The organism is Variovorax sp. 05N34, from assembly GCF_056397405.1.
Window position 1 is genome coordinate 568,400 of record NZ_JBFTNI010000004.1, and the last position, 17,493, is coordinate 585,892.

The 17,493-nt window shown below is 66.1% G+C and carries 14 protein-coding genes; 8 read left to right on the plus strand and 6 right to left on the minus strand.

Annotated elements, in window-relative coordinates:
• Positions 1–43: 43 nt before the first annotated feature.
• The 4 genes from iaaH to AC1DMA_RS14600 all read right to left on the minus strand — a co-directional run bounded on the left by iaaH (position 44) and on the right by AC1DMA_RS14600 (position 4,615).
• Positions 44–1,567, minus strand: coding sequence for an indoleacetamide hydrolase (gene iaaH / locus AC1DMA_RS14585; protein ID WP_478144626.1), 1,524 nt, complete (start codon positions 1,565–1,567; stop codon positions 44–46).
• A gap of 96 nt (positions 1,568–1,663) precedes the next feature.
• On the minus strand, positions 1,664–2,440 hold the full coding sequence (locus AC1DMA_RS14590; RefSeq protein WP_478123464.1) for an alpha/beta hydrolase family protein: 777 nt from the start codon (positions 2,438–2,440) through the stop codon (positions 1,664–1,666).
• Positions 2,424–3,581 (minus strand): DUF3182 family protein, encoded by a 1,158-nt coding sequence (locus tag AC1DMA_RS14595; RefSeq protein WP_478144627.1) that lies wholly within the window; start codon positions 3,579–3,581, stop codon positions 2,424–2,426. Before AC1DMA_RS14595 ends, AC1DMA_RS14590 begins: the two co-directional genes overlap by 17 nt.
• A gap of 119 nt (positions 3,582–3,700) precedes the next feature.
• Positions 3,701–4,615, minus strand: coding sequence for a LysR family transcriptional regulator (locus AC1DMA_RS14600; RefSeq protein ID WP_478123462.1), 915 nt, complete (start codon positions 4,613–4,615; stop codon positions 3,701–3,703).
• Between the two features lie 180 nt (positions 4,616–4,795).
• Between AC1DMA_RS14600 and AC1DMA_RS14605 the strand changes: the two genes are divergently transcribed.
• From AC1DMA_RS14605 to AC1DMA_RS14640, 8 genes are all read left to right on the plus strand, one after another.
• Positions 4,796–5,656 (plus strand): alpha/beta hydrolase, encoded by an 861-nt coding sequence (locus tag AC1DMA_RS14605; protein WP_478123461.1) that lies wholly within the window; start codon positions 4,796–4,798, stop codon positions 5,654–5,656.
• A 244-nt stretch (positions 5,657–5,900) separates the two neighbouring features.
• Entirely contained in the window at positions 5,901–7,142 is a 1,242-nt protein-coding gene (locus tag AC1DMA_RS14610; protein WP_478144628.1) for an efflux RND transporter periplasmic adaptor subunit, read from the plus strand.
• Positions 7,143–7,167: 25 nt separating this feature from the next.
• Positions 7,168–10,410 carry an efflux RND transporter permease subunit gene (locus tag AC1DMA_RS14615; RefSeq protein WP_478144629.1) on the plus strand — a complete coding sequence of 1,081 codons (3,243 nt, stop codon included), beginning with the start codon at positions 7,168–7,170 and terminating at the stop codon, positions 10,408–10,410.
• A gap of 2 nt (positions 10,411–10,412) precedes the next feature.
• Positions 10,413–11,888 carry an efflux transporter outer membrane subunit gene (locus AC1DMA_RS14620; RefSeq protein WP_478144630.1) on the plus strand — a complete coding sequence of 492 codons (1,476 nt, stop codon included), beginning with the start codon at positions 10,413–10,415 and terminating at the stop codon, positions 11,886–11,888.
• A gap of 54 nt (positions 11,889–11,942) precedes the next feature.
• Entirely contained in the window at positions 11,943–13,412 is a 1,470-nt protein-coding gene (locus tag AC1DMA_RS14625; protein ID WP_478144631.1) for a cobyric acid synthase, read from the plus strand.
• A gap of 4 nt (positions 13,413–13,416) precedes the next feature.
• Positions 13,417–14,460, plus strand: a complete 1,044-nt coding sequence (cobT, locus tag AC1DMA_RS14630; protein WP_478144632.1) for a nicotinate-nucleotide--dimethylbenzimidazole phosphoribosyltransferase — start codon at positions 13,417–13,419, stop codon at positions 14,458–14,460.
• On the plus strand, positions 14,457–15,254 hold the full coding sequence (locus tag AC1DMA_RS14635; RefSeq protein ID WP_478144633.1) for an adenosylcobinamide-GDP ribazoletransferase: 798 nt from the start codon (positions 14,457–14,459) through the stop codon (positions 15,252–15,254). The genes cobT and AC1DMA_RS14635 overlap by 4 nt, the downstream gene beginning before the upstream one ends.
• 13 nt (positions 15,255–15,267) lie before the next feature.
• The gene (locus AC1DMA_RS14640) at positions 15,268–15,864 is read left to right on the plus strand and encodes a histidine phosphatase family protein (RefSeq protein ID WP_478144634.1); all 597 of its coding nucleotides are present in this window, start codon (positions 15,268–15,270) and stop codon (positions 15,862–15,864) included.
• Here the strand turns inward: AC1DMA_RS14640 and nth are convergent.
• Together nth and AC1DMA_RS14650 are read right to left on the minus strand one after the other, a co-directional pair.
• Complete coding sequence (gene nth, locus AC1DMA_RS14645; protein WP_478144635.1) at positions 15,837–16,475, minus strand: endonuclease III; 639 nt, start codon at positions 16,473–16,475, stop codon at positions 15,837–15,839. The two genes, AC1DMA_RS14640 and nth, sit on opposite strands and share 28 nt — an antisense overlap.
• Positions 16,476–16,694: 219 nt before the next feature.
• The gene (locus AC1DMA_RS14650; RefSeq protein WP_478123452.1) at positions 16,695–17,399 is read right to left on the minus strand and encodes a response regulator; all 705 of its coding nucleotides are present in this window, start codon (positions 17,397–17,399) and stop codon (positions 16,695–16,697) included.
• Positions 17,400–17,493 lie beyond the last annotated feature (94 nt).

Genomic DNA, 17,493 nt, shown 5'->3' on the forward strand with positions numbered 1-17,493 from the left:
CGCTCGGCGCTTTCGGGCTGGGCGAGGCGCTGAGCCGCAGGGTCTACTTCGCCTTCGGCGGCGGCAAGCGGCCCAGCTCGCGTTCAACCGCCAGCCCGATGGCCAGAAGCTTGCGGTCGCTGCCTGCCGGCCCGTCCAGTTCCAACCCCACCGGCAAGCCTGTCGTGGCGCCCAGGCCGGCGGGCAGTTGTATGCCCGGGATGCCTGCATTGCTGCCCGGGTCGGTGTTCTGGATCAGCGCACTGAAGTTCTCCGGGCTGCTGGCCTCGGGCGTCGCCGCCAGCGCCACACGCGGCACGGTCGGAAAGATCAAAGCATCGAGCTTGTTCCTCGCGAACGTCTCGGCGTAGAGCTTCTGCAATTGCGGTCGAGCGACGCGCATTGCGTTGTCGTAGGCGGGCTTGGCGTCGACTACGCCATTGGCGGCCGGCAACTTGCGCGGCATCACCAGTCCTTCGAATGTGCCCTTGACGTCCGGGCTGGCGATGCCCGCCGTCAGCTTGGCAATGTCGATCCCTGTCGGGTACCTGGCGAGGTAGGCCACCATGTCGTCGTGTGCTTCGTAAAGCGCCACGGGGAAGCCGACTGCTCCGTTGATTTCCATGAGATGGGGCATGTCCACGTCCACCAGCGTCACGCCGGCGGCGCGCAGCTTGTCCAGCGCGGCATCGGTGGCGGCCTTGGTGTCGGCATCCAGATTGGCGTAGAAGGCCGGCACCACGCCGAGACGCACCCGCTTCAAACTGGCGGCCTCGATAGGCTTGCCGCCAGCGATCACCCGATCGAGAAGCGCAACGTCGGCCATGGACAAAGCCATCGGGCCCGCCGTGTCGCGCGTGTGCGAAATGGGCGCGATGCCCTGCTGCGAGTAGCGTCCGACCGTCGGTCGCAGCGAAGCGCAGCCGTTGAAGGCGCATGGGATGCGCACGGAGCCGCCCGTATCGGTGCCGAGAGCGGCCGGTGCCATGCGGGCGCCGAGCGCCGCGCCGTTGCCGGAAGACGAGCCGCCGGCGATCCGTGTCGGGTCGTAGGCATTGCGCACGCCGACCTCGGGACCGCTCTGGAAAGTGGGGTTGTAGCCAGTCACCCCAAAGGCGAGCTCGTGCATGTTCGTCTTGCCCATGATGACTGCGCCGGCCGCCCGCAGCTTGGCGACCACGGGCGCATCGGAGGTGGGCACGAAGGACTTCAGCGCTGGCGTCCCGGCCGTGGCGGGCAAGCCCTGCACCTGGATGTTGTCCTTGATGACGATCGGCAGCCCCGCCAGCGGCTTGCACGGACCGCCGCGTTTTCTGGCCGCATCGGCAGCCTTGGCAGCCTTCAGGGCGCCGGCTTCGTCGAGCGTGACGAAAGCGTTGAGGTTTGTTCTGGCCTTGGCCCGCGCCAGATAGGCGGAGACCAATTGCTCGCTGCTCAGCGAACCGGCGCACAGTTGCCGCACGGCTTCGCTCGCAGTCAGCGTGGCGATGTCCGGAGTGCCGGATGCGGCGCGCGCCGTCGGCGACAGGGCAGCAACGCACAGCAAAGGAAGGGCCAAGACTGCAGATGCGGATTTGGGGATGAACATTGGCGATCTCCGATAGAGGGTTCGCCATGCTGCGCCCTTTGCGCTGCGCCGTCTGTCATCGAAATCGATGACACGCCAATTCCCGCTACGCAGCGCTCAGGCGGGGCTGTCCGGCGCGGGTCGCAGCAGCCCGGCCGCGGCACGGGCGCCCAGCGTCATCTCGGTCATCCATGAGACCAGGAGCATGCCGTAGGCCTGGCGGCTTCGCTCGTCAGACAGCGCATGATCGGCTCCGGCGATGCATCGATAGGTGACCGATTTGACATGCTTGAAGGCGCCCAGATAGCTCTCGATCACGGCGTGGGGCACGGTCTTGTCGTTCTCGGATTCGACGATGAGCGCGTCGCCTCGGAATTGCGCACAAGCGGCCAGCGCGCGGTTGTCCGGCGGCGCCACGACGGACCTTCGGTACTCCGCCAGATCGCTGCGGCTCAAGTCTCCCTTCGGAACGTTCCAGTCGGCGTCCCGGTAGAGGGCCGGAACGCGAAGCGCCAGCCACCGGACAGGCCGAAGCGTCGTGGCGATGGCCGCGAGGTAGCCGCCGTAGCTGCTCCCGACAATGGCGATCGATTCCGGATCGACAGTGGGATGGTGAACGAGAACATCGTAGGCGGCGAGCACGTCCCGCAGGTTCTCCTCGCGGCTCACCGATTGCCGTTGGGCGACATGCCGGGCGTGGCCGCGCAGGTCGAACGTGAGGCAGACGCAACCCAGCGCGGCGATCTCGTGCGCGCGCGCCTTGTATTGCTCCTGGCTGCCGTCCCAGCCATGCACGAGCAGCACGCCGGGCACGGCGTTCGAGGCAGCGACCAGCGTGCCCTCGATGTGCTGCCCGTCCACGGCGATCTCGACCTGTTTATGCCGGGTCGCCATGGGCTTCTACAAAGCTGTATTTCATCAATCGGCCCACGTCCGGGTCATGGCCGCTGTAGTTGACGCAGGCTCCGGGCGGAAGCTCGGCTTCGCCGAACACCTCGAAGCACGATGCGCGCACCAGCGAGCGCTCGGGCTGCGTCTTGAAGACTTCGAGCGCTGCCACTTCCGCGCCGGTCGCGCCGCCGAGACGCCATGACTGCTCCAGCACGCCCGAACGCCATTGGCCTGCATCGTCATGGCCTTGTGCGACGTCGTAGTTGATGCGCGACGCCATGAAACCGGGAAAGCTCTCGACCACGGCTGCGTGATAGACCGCTGCCTGCTCGATCGCCAATTGCAGCGAGGGTTGAAGCTGCAACTGGTCGAGCGCATCGAAGCCGCCTCGCACGGCGGTCAGGTCGGAGCCTCCGTAGACCCAATGTCCACGATGGTTCTGCGTGAGCCGCTGCAGGCCGTAATAGCTGATGGTCAGCCCGCCGATCTTCACCTGACCGACGCTGAGGGTGCGCGGGTCGTGGAGATTGCGCTCGAGGACGACGCCGTCCGTCGCGATGTCCGGAATGTTGGCCAGCGTTCGGTCGAGAGAAGCGGCGTCCCTCACCACTGTCTGCCCATTGCCGCCCGTGGCTCGCACCGGTTTCAGCCTGACATCGCCTTTGGACAACAGCACACGGCCGGCGCGGCGCGCATCGGCTTCGCTGAATGCGGTCGTGCCGGGCAAGACGCACTTGCGGACGCGCGGTGCAAACGATTCGACCCAGTCACGCGGGCCTTCCGCGCTGTCATCGTGCAGCGGATGGCTGATGGCCTTGGTCGCGACATAGCGGAAGGGCACCGCGCCGCCGAAGAAATCGTCTTCGCTGCGAATGCCGATGGCCTGCGCCCGGTGGGTTTCCACGGTATCGCTCGGTACGAAGTACAGGGGGCCCGGCGGCGGCGGACGATGGCTCACCAGCCCGTAGTACTGCAGCCCCCGCAATGCGGCGATGCGTTCGGCGAGAGCGCGTCGCGTGAGGCGCTCGTGTTCGCCGCAGTAGTTTGCCGAATCGATGACCCACTCCATCACATATCCGGCTTCCCCAAGCGCAGGGTCGCCAGATGCCTGGCGCGGGATCTGCTCGTTCCGCAAGCTGTTCATGTCGCCTCCTCACGGGCAAACTGCTCGCCAAGTGCACACCGCCGTGTCGGAGGAAGGCGCATGACACTGCGCGACAAGGCTGCAATGCGCGCCTTCCGCCGCTACTTCCTCCGCCGACTTCAAATGCGCTGCAGTTGCGGATGCTTCGCGAACAGTTCCGCGGCCCAGTCGACGAAGGCGCGAACCTTGGCGCTCAGGTGCCGGTTGGGCGGATACACCACATGCACCGGAAGCGGCGGCCGGGTCCAGTCCGGCAGGATCTGAACCAACTCGCCGCTGGCAATGTAAGGCTCCGCCATATAAGTAATGACCTGTGAGAGGCCGAAGCCCCCCAGCACGGCCGTCATGTGCGCATTGCTGTCGTTGACGGAGACGCGATAGGGCCCCGCGATCTCCAGTTGCTCTTCGCCGCGATGGAATTCATGTGGATACACGCGGCGGGTGCTGCCGGAGAAGAAGCTCACCACGAGGTGGCGCTTTTCGATGTCCGAAGGGTGCTGCGGCACGCCATAGCGCTTGATGTATGCGGGCGAGGCCACGGTCATCCAGGGCAGGTTGCCGATGCGCCGGGCCACCAGTGACTGGTCGGTCAAATCGCCGCCCCGAATCACGCAGTCGACGTTGTCCGTAATGAGGTCGACGGGCCGATCGCTGACCCCCACGTCGACCTGAATGTCCGGATAACGGTCGCAAAAGGTTGCAAGCGACGGCAGGATGACGAGCCGCGCCATTGACGAGCCGACATCGATCCGCAATCGCCCCGTGGGATTGGCCTGCGCGTTGGTCATGCTCGACTCGATGTCGTCGAAGTCATTCAGCAGCCGGGCGGTGCGTTCGTAATAGGCGGCGCCGTCAGGCGTGACAGTGACGCGCCGCGTCGTGCGATTGAGCAGCTTCACGTGCAGGCGCGACTCCAGCGCCTGGATCTGCTTGGTGACGGTGCCTTTGGGCAGGCCGAGCGAATCCGCTGCGCGGGTGAAAGTGCCTGCCTCGACGACGCGGACAAAGATCCGCATGGCCTGGATCTGATCCATCTATGCTGCTCCTGGGATGGGACGGGCGCCAGTTGGCGGGGGGGCCGGGGGAGCGGGATTCTCACACGGCCTCTCAGGTCGATTGTTCTTCCAATGGAAACAGAGTGGGGTCCGGTGTCTGGTTGCAGCAACGGACCAGAGACTTATATTCCACCTATCGTCCATCCACAGAGGTCGTCCATGTCAACCCCAACATCCCCGTCGATCGCCGAAGGCTCCCCGGCCACCGTGCGGGATGCCGAAAAGGACATCCGCATCGAACTGCCCGGCCGCGAGGCGGTACGGGCCCGCGTCTACGGCGAGCGCGCCAGGGGTGCCACGGTGCCGCTGGTGCTGCATTTCCATGGCGGCACCTTTGTCTGCGGTGACCTGGACAACGGCCGCAATGTGGCCCGGCTGCTGGTCGGCGCCGGTGCGGTGGTGGTGTCGCTGGACTATCCACTCGCCCCGAAGGCTCCGTTCCCCGAACCCATCGAAGTCGGCTTCGCGTCGCTCGAGTGGCTTTACAAGCAGCGGACCAAACTGGGCGGCAAGGGCGCGGAGGTGTTTCTTGCTGGCGAAGAGGCTGGCGGCAACCTGGCCGCGGCGGTCGCCCTGATGGCGCGCGACCGGTCACATCCTCCGCTGGCCGGGCAGATCCTGCTGTCGCCGATGCTTGACCCGTGCACGGGAACGGCATCGCTGCGGCAGGCGAAAGGCGATGCCGTGCAGTGCCGCTGGGCGTCGGGCTGGCAGGAGTACCTGAGCCGACCCGTCAATGCGACGCACCCCTATGCGGTTCCGGGCGGCTCGCTCAGGCTGGCCCAGGTGGCGCGAACGCTGGTGCTGGTCGGCAAGGACGATCCGATGCGCGACGAAGCCCTGGCCTTTGCGCAGCGGCTGGGCGGGGCCGGCATCGACGTCAGCGCCAATGTGCTGCCCGCCGCTTCGAACTGGCCCGAAGCACTGTTCAAGCCCGACGACCCCGGCTGCGCGGCCTGCGAAGCTGTCGTTCAGAAACACTTCCGCGAGTTTTTCAGCGCGGCACCGCCGCCTCACTGAGCGGCGACGCACGGCAGACGTGCGCCGAGATCCCGTTGCGCGGGATGGACCCCGAAAGCTGAGGTGACCTCACCTCGATCGGTGCGATGAACGACCGTCGCACCGGTGACGCTTTCGTCTGCGCAACGCTATTTCGGCACACGCCCCCGCGCTCCCAAGTCGATCCCCATGTTTTTCCCGCTGTCCTGCGCTACCCGCGCGGGAGGGCGATTTGCATCCCAAGAAGTCTCCAAAAGGACGAACCATGTCGAACTCCAAGCTTTCTTCCCTGACCCGGCGCGGTCTCTGGCCGGCAGTGACCGGCGTCACCGCCATCGTCGCCATCGCGTCCGCAGCGCTCGGCTTTCACAGCCTCAATGCCCAGGCCAACAGCCCGAGCGCTTCGGCGCCACAGGCGGTGCCTGTGTCCGTGGCAACGGTGGCGGCGAGCGACATCAACACCTGGGACGAGTTCTCGGGCAGGCTCGAAGCGGTCGAGCGGGTGGACGTGCGATCCAGGGTCGCCGGTGCGGTGCAGGCCGTGCATTTCCGCGAGGGCGCGTTGGTCAAATCGGGCGAATTGCTGATCACGATCGATCCGGCGCCGTACGCCGCCGAGGTGGACCGCGCCGAAGCGCAAGTCGCTTCGGCTCAGGCGCGGGTGGCCTTCACCCGCAGCGAGCAGGAGCGTGCACGCCGTCTTTGGGCCGAGCAGGCGATTGCCCAGCGCGAGCTCGACGAACGCACCAATGCCGGTCGCGAGGCCGAGGCCAGCCTCCGCGCGGCGCAAGCATCGCTGCAAAGCGCGCGGCTCAATCTCGGCTACACGCAGGTGCGCGCGCCGGTCGCCGGGCGCATCGGCAAGCTGGAGGTGACGGTGGGCAATCTGGTGGCGGCCGGCCCTGGCGCACCGGTGCTGACGACGCTGGTTTCCGTCAGCCCCATCTATGCGAGTTTCGACGCCGACGAGCAGATCGTGGTGCGCGCGCTCAGGGACTTGCCGGGAGGCTCGAGCGCCCGTTCGACCATCGAGGGCATTCCTGTCCAGATGGGCACCGCCGGCACGGACGGCACGCCCTACGTCGGCCGCTTGCAGCTCATCGACAACCAGGTCGATGCAAAGAGCGGCACCGTGCGGGTGCGCGCGGCCTTCGACAACAAGGACGGCGCGCTCATCCCTGGACAGTTCGCGCGCATCCGCATGGGCCAGGCGCACAGCGACATGGCCTTGCTCGTGAACGAGCGCGCAGTCGGCACCGACCAGAACAAGAAGTTCGTGATGGTCATCGGCGAAGACAACAAGGCCGAGTACCGCGAAGTCGCGCTCGGTGCGCCCGTCAACGGCTTGCGCGTCGTGACCAAGGGGCTCAAGCCAGGCGAGCGCGTGGTGGTCAACGGCCTGCAGCACATCAGGCCCGGCGCGATCGTGACGCCGCAGACGGTGACGATGGACGCCAAGTCCGAGATAAGCCCGCAAACACAGCGCGTCGCGGACGCGAAATCCTGATCCCGGCCATGACGGGGGAATCACCATGAATCTTTCCAAGTTCTTCATCGACCGGCCGATCTTTGCCGGCGTGCTCTCGCTCCTGATGCTGATCGCGGGCCTGATCGCGCTGCGCGGGCTGCCGATCTCCGAGTATCCCGAAGTGGTGCCGCCATCGATCGTGGTGCGGGCCAACTACCCCGGCGCGAACCCGAAGGTGATCGCCGAGACCGTGGCCACGCCGCTTGAGGAATCCATCAACGGGGTCGAAGGCATGCTCTACATGAGCAGCCAGGCCACTACCGATGGCCTGCTCACGCTGACGGTGACCTTCAAGCTCGGCACCGATCCCGACAAGGCGCAGCAACTGGTGCAGAACCGCGTCTCGCAAGCCGAGCCCAGGCTGCCCGAAGAAGTGCGCCGGCTCGGTATCACGACCATCAAGAGCTCGCCAGATCTCACGATGGTGGTGCACCTGCTGTCGCCCAACGGCCGCTATGACATGACCTACCTGCGCAACTACGCGGTGCTCAACGTCAAGGACCGGCTGGCGCGCGTACAGGGTGTCGGCGACGTGCAGCTGTTCGGCTCGGGTGACTATTCGATGCGCGTCTGGCTCGATCCGCAGAAGATGGCGCAGCGCGGACTTTCGGCAAGCGACGTGGTGCGAGCCATCCGCGAACAGAACGTGCAGGCAGCCGCGGGCGTGGTCGGTGCATCGCCGGGCCTGCCGGGTGTGGACATGCAGATTTCGATCAACGCACAAGGCCGCCTGCAGACCGAGGACGAGTTCGGCGACATCATCGTGAAGGCCAGTTCGGACGGCGCCGTGACGCGGCTGCGTGACGTGGCGCGCCTCGAGCTCGGTGCGTCGAGCTATGCGCTGCGCTCGCTGCTCGACAACAAGGATGCCGTCGCGGTGCCGATCTTCGCGGCGCCAGGCTCGAACGCGATTCAAATCTCGAACGACGTGCGCGCCACGATGACCGAGCTGAAGAAGAACATGCCCGACGGCGTGGACTACAGCATCGTCTACGACCCGACGCAGTTCGTGCGTGCCTCGATCGAGTCGGTGATCCACACGCTGCTGGAGGCCATCGCGCTGGTGGTCCTGGTCGTCATCCTGTTCCTGCAGACATGGCGCGCGTCGATCATTCCGCTGCTCGCAGTCCCAATCTCGGTGATCGGCACCTTCGCGGTGATGCATCTCTTCGGCTTCTCGATCAACGCGCTGAGCCTGTTCGGTCTGGTGCTTGCGATCGGTATCGTGGTGGACGACGCGATCGTGGTGGTCGAGAACGTGGAGCGCAACATCGAGGCCGGCCTGAGTCCGCGCGAGGCCACCTACAGGGCGATGCGCGAGGTGTCGGGGCCGATCATCGCGATCGCGCTGGTGCTGGTCGCGGTGTTCGTGCCGCTGGCTTTCATCAGCGGCCTGACGGGGCAGTTCTATCGCCAGTTCGCGCTGACGATTGCGATCTCGACGGTGATCTCGGCGATCAATTCGCTGACCTTGTCGCCGGCGCTCGCGGCATTGCTGCTGCGCGGCCACGATGCGCCAAAGGATGCGCTGACGCGCGGCATGGACCGTGTGTTCGGCCGCTTCTTCCGTGGCTTCAACCGGGTGTTCCACCGCGGCGCCGAGGGCTACAGCAGCGGCGTGAAGGGGGCTATCTCGCGCAAGGCGCTGATGATGGTGATCTATCTCGCGCTGGTGGGCGTGACCTTCGGGCTCTTCAAGGCGGTGCCGGGCGGCTTCGTGCCCGCGCAGGACAAGCAATATCTGATCGGCTTCGCGCAGTTGCCTGATGGCGCCACGCTCGACCGAACGGAAGAAGTCACGCGCCGCATGAACGACATCGTGATGAAGCAACCGGGGGTGGAGCACGCGATCACCTTCCCGGGCTTGTCGATCAACGGCTTCACGAACAGCTCGAACTCCGGCATCGTCTTCGTGAGCCTGAAGGACTTCGACGAGCGCAAGGCCGCGAACCTCAGCGCAGGTGCGATCGCCGGGCAGCTCAATGCGCAGTTCAGCCAGATCCAGGATGCATTCATTGCGATCTTTCCGCCGCCGCCGGTCCAGGGGCTGGGGACCACCGGCGGATTCAAGCTGCAGTTGGAAGACCGGGGCTCCCTGGGCTACGCGGCCATGGATGGCGCGGTGAAGGCCTTCATGGCCAAGGCCTACCAGACGCCGGAACTCGCGGGCATGTTCACGAGCTGGCAGGTCAACGTGCCGCAGCTCTACGCCGACATCGACCGCACGAAGGCGCGCCAGCTGGGCGTCTCTGTGACGGACGTCTTCGACACCATGCAGATCTACCTCGGCAGCCTGTATGCGAATGACTTCAATCGCTTCGGCCGCACGTACAGCGTGCGTGTGCAAGCCGATGCGCCGTACCGGGCTCGCGCCGAGGATGTCGGCCTGCTCAAGGTGCGTTCGGCCAGCGGCGAGATGGTGCCTTTGTCCGCGCTGATGAACATCCAGCCGAGCTATGGGCCGGAACGCGCGATGCGCTACAACGGGTTCCTTTCGGCCGACATCAACGGGGGACCGGCGCCCGGCTTCTCGTCGGGGCAGGCGCAGGCCGCCATCGAGCGCATCGCCGCGGAGACGCTGCCCAAGGGCATCAGCTTCGAGTGGACGGAGCTGACCTACCAGGAGATCCTTGCAGGCAACTCCGCGCTGTGGGTGTTTCCGCTCGCGATCCTGCTGGTGTTCCTGGTGTTGGCCGCGCAGTACGAGAGCCTCACGCTGCCGATCGCGATCATCCTGATCGTGCCGATGGGCTTGCTCGCGGCAATGACCGGCGTGTGGCTGTCGAAGGGCGACAACAACGTCTTCACGCAGATCGGGCTGATGGTGCTCGTCGGCCTGTCGGCGAAGAACGCGATCCTGATCGTGGAGTTCGCGCGCGAGCTGGAGTTTGCCGGGCGCTCGCCGATACAGGCAGCGGTCGAGGCAGCCCGGTTGCGGCTGCGGCCCATCCTGATGACTTCGATGGCGTTCGTCATGGGCGTGCTGCCGCTCGTGTTGTCCACGGGTGCGGGCGCCGAGATGCGCAAGGCCATGGGCATCGCGGTGTTCTCCGGAATGATCGGCGTGACGGCTTTCGGTTTGTTCCTGACGCCCGTGTTCTATGTGCTGCTGCGGCGCATGACGGGCAATCGCCCGCTCAGGCTGCACGGCGAGGTGCCGCATGTCGACGCATTCGCTACCGCGCCGGCTGGCGGCGGACCGCTGCGGCCGATGCCCGCCGCACCCCTGAAGTCTTTGGAAAGCTGACCATGAAAAACAAGACACAAGGAAACGCAAGTCCTTGGCGCGCGGCATTGCTGCCGCTTCTCGCGGCACTGGTGCTCGCCGGTTGCGCGAGCACGCCGGCCGAGCCGCCATCCTTCACGCCGCCAGCGCAGTTCAAGGAATTGGCAGCCAAGCCCGGCGAAGGCGCCTGGACGCGCACCCAGCCTGCGGAGGCGCAACCACGCGGCGAGTGGTGGCGCGCCTTCAACGATCCGGTGCTGGACAAGCTGATCGAAAGCGCGAACGCCCGCAACACCAACATCCAGGCTGCGGCTGCGCGCCTTGCCGAAGCGCGTGCCTTGGCTCGCAGCACCGATGCCGATCGGTCGCCGCAGCTTCGCGCAGTGGCGGGCGGAGTGCGCAGCGCCGGGCTGGACCGCAACCTGAGCCCGAAGCCCTCGTCGCTCATCACCGCGGGGGCCGATCTGTCGTACGAGGTCGATCTGTTCGGCAAGCTCTCGCGAGCAAGCGATGCAGCGCGCCTTGATGCGGATTCGCGCGAGGGACTGCTGCAGAGCACGCGGCTGCTGATCGAGGCCGAAACGGCTCAGACCTATCTGCTGCTGCGCTCGGTGGACGCCGAACGCGAGTTGGTGCGCGACACGGTCGAGGCTTACCGCGACACGCTGAAACTCACCCAGAGCCGCCAGCGAGCAGGAGACATCGCCGAACTCGATGTCGCACGCGTGGAGACCGAAGTCGCTTCCACGGAGTCCRACGGCCTCACGCTCGATCGGCGTCGGGCCGAACTGGAACACGCGCTCGCCGTCCTCGCCGGAGACAACGCCTCGGAGTTCGGCGTGACGACCGAGAGCTGGTCGACGGCATTGCCGACGATCCCGGCCGGCGTGCCCGCGACGGTGCTGACCCGCCGGCCGGACATCTCCGCCGCGCAGAAATCGGTGCTGGCAGCGCAGGCGCGCGTCGGCGTCGCGCAAGCTGCGTGGTTCCCGAACATTGCACTGACGGCCGGCGGCGGTTATGCGTCGTCCGACTTCAGCGATCTGCTCAATTGGTCGGCGAAATCGTGGGGAATCGGTGCGCTGCTCGCCTTGCCGATCTTCGATGGTGGACGGCGCGAGGCGGGGGTGCAGAACGCGTCAGCGCAACTCGATGGTGCGCTCGTCAGCTATCGGGCCCAGGTGCTGGAGGCTTTCAGGGAAGTCGAAGACCAGCTCTCGTCACTGCGCATTCTTTCGGAACAGTCCCAGGTGCAGGGCAGGGCGGTGACGTCCGCGACCAGGGCGACGGCGCTGTCGAATTCGCGCTATCGCAATGGGCTGGTCAGCCAGCTCGATTTGCTCGACGCCCGCCGCCAGGAACTGCAGAACCGTCGGCAGGCATTGCAAGTGCGCTCGGCGCAATACCAGGCGACGGTCAGCCTGATCCGCGCCTTGGGCGGGAGCTGGGACACGCAAGTCGCTGCAGGGGATTCGAGCGCGCACGTCGCGGCGCGCTGAGACGGGTCATGGGCGGACGAGCCTGCGCAGCTCACGTGAAGGACAATCGCGCCCATGATTTCCAATGTGCCAGGGCCTCGAGCCCGCTGCGTCATGGTGCTGGGCACCACCAGCGGCGCTGGCAAGAGCTGGATCGCAACTGCGCTGTGTCGCTGGTATGCGCGGCAGGGGCTCAAGGTGGCGCCTTTCAAGGCCCAGAACATGAGCAACAACGCGCGGGTCGTGCTGGGTGGCGAGATCGGTAGCGCTCAGTACTTCCAGGCGCTTGCCGCTCGCGCCGAGCCTGACGTGCGCATGAATCCCTTGCTGCTGAAACCCGAGCGGGATACCCACAGCCAGGTCGTGCTGCTGGGGCAGGTCAGTCCCGAATTGACCGCGCTTCCGTGGCGCGGGCGCAGTGAACGCGTCTGGCCGCAGATCGCCGGCGCGCTCGATGAGCTTCGCGCGGAGAACGACGTCGTCGTCATCGAAGGCGCGGGCTCGCCGGCCGAGATCAACCTGATGGCGAGCGACATCGTCAACTTGCGCGTTGCCCGCCACGTGAATGCGCGCTGCCTGCTGGTGACCGACATCGATCGCGGCGGTGCTTTCGCGCACCTCTACGGCACCTGGGCGCTGATGCCGCCCGCTGACCGTGACCTGCTGGCCGGCTTCGTGCTCAACAAATTTCGCGGCGATGAATCGCTGCTCGCGCCGGCGCCGCGGCAACTGCAGGATCTGACCGGTGTGCCGACCGTTGCGACCCTCCCGATGTGGTGGCAGCACGGGTTGCCGGAAGAAGACGGCTTGTTCGATGACCGCAGCACCGCCAGCGGCGAGGTGACGCGCACGATCGCGGTGGTGGCCTATCCGCGCATCAGCAACCTCGACGAGTTCCAGCCGCTCAAGAACATTGCCGGCGTGCGACTGCAATGGGCGCGCAGCCCTGCCGATGTGGCGGGCGCGGACTGGATCATCCTGCCCGGCTCCAAGCACACCAGTGGCGACTTGGCCTGGATGCGCCAGCAGGGCCTGGACCGCGCGGTGACCGCACATGCGGCGCGCGGCGGCGCGGTGCTCGGTGTCTGCGGCGGACTGCAGATGCTGGGCGAGGCGCTCATCGATCCGCACGGCGTCGATGGCAACGGGCCGGGGCTCGGACTGCTGCCGGTGGTCACGCTGTTCGCGTCGGACAAGACCGTGCGCCATCGCGAAGCCACCTTCGCGTCAGTGTCTGGCGAATGGGCCGCGCTGTCGGGCATCATCGTGCGCGGCTATGAAATCCACCACGGGCAGACGGCCGAGCATGCGGCCATGGCTGCGGCGGGCGATCGCGCCATTGCCGTCATGCCTGACGAATTGGCTTGGCAGAATGCGGCAGGCAATGTGCTCGGGCTCTATCTGCACGGCCTGTTTGAGGACCCGGCGGTGCTGCAGGCGCTTTTCGGTGTCGCTGCCCGCACCCTGGACACCGTGTTCGATGGCCTCGCCGACCATGTTGACGCCCACTTTCAACCGGGTGTGCTCCGTTCCCTGATCGAATGACCGAATGACGTTAAACCTTCCCCCCGTCGAAGACATCGCCGACACCGCCCTGGCCGAGCGCCTGCAACACCTCCTGGACAGCAAGACCAAGCCGGTCGGCGCATTGGGCGCGCTGGAGGCGCTGGCCCTGCGGCTGGGGTCCATCCTCAGCACGTCGGAGCCGGTGCTCGATCGGCCGCAGATGCTGGTCTGCGCTGCGGACCACGGGCTGGCCGCTCGGGGGGTCTCGGCCTACCCAAGCGACGTGACATGGCAGATGGTTGAAAACTTCCTGGCCGGCGGCGCGGCCGTGAGCGTGCTCGCGCGGCAGCACGGCCTGGCGTTGACCGTGGTGGACTGCGGCGTCCGACACGATTTCGATCCGCGCGAGGGTCTGCTCATTCGCAAGATCGCCTCTGGCACGGCGGACGCCTCCGTCGGCCCGGCCATGACCGCGGCGCAGTGCGAACAGGCCATCACCAACGGCATGGCTCTCGTGCGAGAACTTCCCGGCAACGTGGTGCTGCTGGGTGAAATGGGCATCGGCAACTCGTCGGCCGCCGCCATGCTGCTGGCACGCCTGACCCACCAGGACATCGACGCCTGCACCGGCGCCGGCACCGGGCTCGATGCCGCCGGCCGAGCCCACAAGCGGCAGGTGCTGCGGAGAGTGCTTGAACTGCATGCAGAGGCCACCGATCCGTTTGGTGCACTGGCGGCGCTGGGCGGATTCGAGATCGCCACCCTCGTGGGCGCCGTGTTGCAGGCAGCGGATGAGCGACGGGTGATCGTGCTCGACGGCTTCATTGCCAGCGCTGCGGTTCTGGTCGCGCAGGCGCTGCGCCCGAACGTCGTGCAGCGTTGTGTGGCGGCTCATGAGTCCGCGGAGCCGGGCCATCGCCTGCTGTTGCACTTCCTCGGACTTCAGCCTTTGCTGAAGCTCGATTTGCGGCTCGGCGAAGGCTCGGGCGCGGCACTCGCTTGGCCGTTGCTCGAATCCTCCTGCCGCATCCTGCGTGAGATGGCCAGTTTCGAATCCGCGGGCGTTTCGCGGCAGGACGCCCCATGAACGGCGTGCGCCACTTCTTGCTGGCGCTGCAGTTTTTCACGCGCGTTCCGGTCACGGGACAGCTGGCGGGATGGGTCGGTTTCAGTCCCGCGATGCTGCGGGCGAGTGCCGCGCATTTTCCGGGCGTCGGCTGGCTGGTGGGCGCGGTCGGCGCGGGCGTGTTCTGTGTCGCGCAGGTCGGGCTTCCGGGCTTGGCGGGTGCGTTGGTGGCAGCGGTGCTCTCGACGGCGGCAACCGTGTGGATGACGGGCGCGTTCCACGAAGATGGCTTGGCCGATGTCGCGGACGGACTCGGCGGGTCGGTCGATCGTGTGCGGGCGCTGGAGATCATGAAGGACTCGCGCATTGGCGCCTTCGGCGCGATCGCGCTGGTGCTGGCGCTGGGCCTGAAGATCGCACTGCTGGCGGCGCTGGCGGGGCAGGGCATGCCCACGGTGGCGCTGGCGCTCGTCTGCGCCCATGTGCTTTCGCGCCTTGCGCCCCTGTTCCTGATTCGCTGGCTGCCCTATGTCGGCGATGAAGGCGCGGCGAGCAAGTCCAAGCCGTTGGCCGATGCGATCGGCAGCGGTGCGTTGCTGGCCGGTGTTGCGTGGTCGCTGCCTGCGGCGGCGTGGCTGCTGGCGGCGCTCGGATGGACGCGGGGATTGGCGGCGATGCTCTTGTGTGCGCTGGCTGCGCTGTACATCGCGCGCTTGCTGAAGCGTAGGCTTCGTGGCTTCACGGGCGATGGCCTGGGCGCTACCCAGCAGGTTTGCGAACTGGCGATCTATCTCGCGCTGGCCTGGCAGGCATGAAGGTTCTGCGGGCATGAGGCTTCTGCTCGTGCGCCATGCGCAAACCACTGCCGCCGAGGGCCTTTGCTATGGACGCACCGATGTTACGGTGCTGCCTGAAGTGACGCGCGCCACGGCCGAGCGCGTTGCGCAGCACTTGCCTGTCGGCGCACCGATGATTTGCTCGCCGTTGTCGCGTTGCGCCGAACTCGCGGAAGCCATCGTCGCGTTGCGGCCCGACTTGCGAGCCAATCACGACTCGCGCCTCGCCGAGATGGACCTCGGCCATTGGGAGGGACGTCCCTGGTCCGCCATTGACGCCGCCGAATTCGAGGCGTGGACCCGCGACTTCGCGGATACGCGCGCCGGCGCCAGTGGCGAAAGCACGCGCCAATTCATGCAGCGGGTGGGGCACGCCTTCGATGCGTGGCGCGCAGGCGGGCGCGACGCCATCTGGATCACGCATGCCGGCGTAATTCGCGCGGTGTGGCTGCTGCGAGACGGCATGCGATGCGTCGAGCGATCGGATCAGTGGCCCGCGCAACCGATCGCGTTCGGCGAGTGTGTGAGCATCGAACTCGGCGAACCTGGCGAAATGGATCTTCAGGGCGGCGGCGTCTTGGGCTTGTAGTCGCAGTAGGGCGCCACCGCGCATTTCCAGCATATCGGCTTGCGCGCCACGCAGACGTAGCGTCCGTGCAGGATCAGCCAATGATGAGCGTGTAACCGGTATTCGGGCGGTACCCGCTTCTCCAGCTTGAGTTCGACCTCCAGCGGCGTCTTGCCCGGCGCCAGCCCCGTGCGGTTGCTGACGCGGAAGATGTGCGTGTCGACCGCCATCGTCGGTTCGCCGAAGGCGACGTTGAGCACCACATTCGCCGTCTTGCGGCCGACGCCCGGCAGCGCTTCGAGCTCGGCGCGTGTCCTCGGGACTTCACCGCCGTGATGCTCCACCAGCATGCGGCACGCTTCCATCAGATGCTTTGCCTTGCTGCGGTAGAGGCCGATGGTCTTGATATAGCTCTCGAGCCCTTCGATGCCGAGGTCGAGAATGCCTTGCGGTGTGTTGGCGACCGGAAAAAGCTTGCGCGTCGCCTTGTTCACGCCCACATCCGTCGCCTGCGCCGACAGCAGCACGGCGGCGAGCAACTCGAAGGGCGTGCTGTATTCGAGTTCGGTTTCGGGGGTGGGATTTGCGGCCTGGAGCGTCGCGAAGAAAGGTTCGATCTCGGCTTTTTTCATGTGGCCGAAGTTTAGGGCGAGTACGACAAACTCCCGGTGCGTTGAAACCGCTGAGGCAAGGCTGTCCGGCGCGTGTGAGGCTCACACTGCCTGTCACGGAGCGTCTGCTCGACCAAGCAGCGAGCCCTGGATTTGTGCACATTTCGAAGAGGGGATCGATTGCCTCGCGTTGACCTGTCGGCAGGCGGAATCGTCCGTTCCGCCCCTCGCCTGCACGCGTTAAGCCCCGTGTGACTGCGCCGTGTCTGGCGGCTCACGCGGGCCGTCGTCCGGTATGGCGGCAAGCGCCGTGCCAATAGAGTGCTTGATCAATTCAGTGTCGTTCGCCACCCCGAGCTTACGCATCGCGTTGGATTTCTGTGAGCTGATGGTCTGTTTGCTGCGCTTGAGCTCAGCCGCGATCTCGTTGACCGAACGCCCTGATACGAAGAGCCGGATCACTTCGGATTCGCGATGAGTGAGCGCCCGGCTACTGGAGGTTTGCGTTTCGACGTCGAGTTGCCAGACGATTCCCGAAATACTGGGAGAAAAATAACGACCCTGCGCATACGCGCCGTGAATCGCAGCGAGCAAATGGCTCAGCCCGTCGGCCTTGCTGAGAATGCACTGAATGCCAAGCTTGAGTAGGGAGCGGATGGTCCCCGCGTTGTCGACCATCGTCAGCACAACAATCCGCATGGCCGGAAATCGGCGCCGCAGAAAAGAAAACAGAGTAATGCCGTCACCGTACTCACCGCCCGGCATGGAGTAATCGGACACCAGCACATCGCATGGCTGGGTGCCGAGTGCCGCGATCAGTTCGGTCGAGTTCGCGCAGGTGCCAACGATCTTGAGGGTGCGGTCTTCTCTAAGCAGGTGGAGCAGTCCGGCAACGATGAAGGGGTGATCATCGGCAAGCATGACGCGGATGGAGAGATCGTCCATTTCGGGGCGTCCTTTATCTGTCGAGCATAACGACCTGTTTTTGCAACGTGCCCGCAATCAGAAGACATCGGACTTGACGGACTTGAACCGTATT